Origin of the sequence: Curtobacterium sp. MCPF17_051 (genome assembly GCF_003234595.1) — a bacterium.
GTDB lineage: Bacteria > Actinomycetota > Actinomycetes > Actinomycetales > Microbacteriaceae > Curtobacterium > Curtobacterium flaccumfaciens.
Genome location: NZ_QKSE01000034.1, coordinates 1 through 2,245 on the forward strand (window position 1 = coordinate 1; position 2,245 = coordinate 2,245).

At 70.2% G+C, this 2,245-nt stretch carries 2 protein-coding genes and 1 tRNA gene; all 3 read left to right on the forward strand.

What is annotated here, in order from left to right; genetic code table 11:
• Positions 1-807: 807 nt before the first annotated feature.
• Positions 808-1,446, forward strand: coding sequence for an oligoribonuclease (gene orn / locus DEJ35_RS16905; protein ID WP_111091505.1), 639 nt, complete (start codon positions 808-810; stop codon positions 1,444-1,446).
• A 75-nt stretch (positions 1,447-1,521) separates the two neighbouring features.
• Positions 1,522-1,594: transfer RNA gene (locus DEJ35_RS16910), tRNA-His, on the forward strand.
• A 141-nt stretch (positions 1,595-1,735) separates the two neighbouring features.
• The gene (locus DEJ35_RS16915) at positions 1,736-2,080 is read left to right on the forward strand and encodes a metallopeptidase family protein (protein WP_111193209.1); all 345 of its coding nucleotides are present in this window, start codon (positions 1,736-1,738) and stop codon (positions 2,078-2,080) included.
• Positions 2,081-2,245 lie beyond the last annotated feature (165 nt).

Genomic DNA, 2,245 nt, shown 5'->3' on the forward strand with positions numbered 1-2,245 from the left:
GGTCGCCCGTTCCGCGAGTTCCGCGAGTTCCGCGAGTTCCGCGCGTTCCGTGAGTTCCGCGAGGCCGATCCGCGCGTCCGATCCGCGAGCGGGCGAAATGCCCGGCTTCGTCCGCAGGGCGACTCGGGTATTTTGCCCGTTCGCGCGGTCGGCTCACGGTCGGCCGGAGCGGTGCGGCAGGCGGGGTGGAAGCGACGACCTGGAGGCGCGGGGCGGCCTGCCGGGGTCGCGGCGAGCCTCCAGGCGGTCCCCTGTGGTGCTCGCGGCTCACGTGGCCGACGAGCGGGCGGAACATCCGGGGGTGTCCGCAGGGCGACCGCGACATTTCGCCCGCTCAGCTGGACGCCGGCGTGCGAAGGCGCAACCGGGGCGCCGCCGTCGGCGAGCGGGCGGAACACCACGGTCCGTCCGCCGGGTGACACGGCATTTCGCCCGCTCGCGGTGACGAAGCGGAGCCGGGTGGGATCGGTGCGGCAGACGGGGGTGGAAGCGACAGCCTGGAGGCGCGGGGCGGCCTGCCGGGGTTGCGATGAGTCTCCAGGCGGTCGCCTGCACCGCATGCGGCTCACGTCCTGGACGAGCGGGCAGAACATCCGGGTGCGTCCGCAGGGCGACCGCGGCATTTCGCCCGCTCGCGGATCGGACGCGCGGATCGGCCTCGCGGAACTCACGGAACGCGCGGAACTCGCGGAACTCGCGGAACTCGCGGAACGGGCGACCGTACACGGGCGCGCAGGCGCGGGCGCGGGCAGCGCGGGCGCGACGGCACGTACGGGAGGCACGCAGGGCGGGAATAGGATCGAGGACATGGCAACCGCGAATGACCGCCTCGTCTGGATCGACTGCGAGATGACCGGCCTCGACCTCGAGGTCGACGAACTCGTCGAGGTGGCCGTGGTCATCACCGACTTCGACCTCGAGCCCGTGCACCCCGGGTTCGACATCGTCATCAAGCCGGACCAGTCGGCGCTCGACAACATGAACGAGTTCGTGACGAACATGCACGTCACCTCGGGGCTCATCGAGGAGATCCCGAACGGCGTGAGCCTGGCGGACGCCGAGTACCAGGTGCTCGAGTACATCCTCCAGCACGTCCCCGCCGAGGGCTCCGCCCCACTGGCCGGCAACACCATCGGCACCGACCGCGCGTTCCTGTCGAAGTACATGCCGCGGGTCGACGGGCACCTGCACTACCGCAGCGTCGACGTGTCGAGCATCAAGGAGCTCTGCCGCCGCTGGTTCCCCCGCGTGTACTTCAACGCGCCGGAGAAGCACGGTGGGCACCGGGCCCTCGCGGACATCCTCGAGTCGATCCGGGAGCTCGAGTACTACCGCCGCGCCGGCTTCGTCGCCGAGCCCGGCCCGAGCACGGACGACGTACGCGCCGTGCAGGCCGACGTCGTGGCGAAGTGGGAGTCACGGCTGGCGCAGCCCGCGGCCGAGTAGCGACACGGGTGGTCCGCGCCCCGTCCCGCATGTACTACTATTGAGTGGTCGCGCCGGTCAGCCGGTTCGAACATGGTGGATATAGCTCAGTTGGTAGAGCGCCTGGTTGTGGTCTAGGAGGTCGCGGGTTCGAGACCCGTTATTCACCCCGGTCGAGGGAGAGTCCTGTTGCGTGTGACGCAACCGGGGCTCTCCCTCCGTGTTTGTCTGGGCACCTCCGGCGCCGTGCGGCTTCGCCGCGAGTGGTCAGCCGCGAGTGGTCAGCGCGGTGTGGGACGATCCCTGCGTGATGGAGATGTCCGCCGAAGCGTTCGAGCAACTCGTGACCGACGAACTCGACCTGCTGCCCGACGAGATGGTCGACGGACTCGACAACGTGGTGTTCGTCGTCGAGGACGAACCCGAGGACGGCTCCGACCTGTTCGGCGTGTACGACGGCATCGCGGCCACCGAGCGCGGGCAGTACGGCTTCGGCGAGCTGCCCGACCGCATCGTGGTGTTCCGGAAGCAGCACCTGGCCGAGTGCGACACCGTCGAGGAGCTCAAGGACGAGGTGCACACCACCCTCGTGCACGAGATCGGCCACTTCTACGGCATCGACGACGAGCGGCTGCACGAGCTCGGCTGGGCGTAGCGAACCGAGTCTCGGCCAGCCGGACAGCACGCGGGCATCGGCGCCCACGAACTGTCCGCAGGGCCGAGACTCGGCACCACCCCCGAGCCGCCGCGCCCCTCAGAACCGCGTCGGCCCCACCTCGTGGTACTTCTCCCACGCTCCCACCGGCCCCCGCCCGTGCAG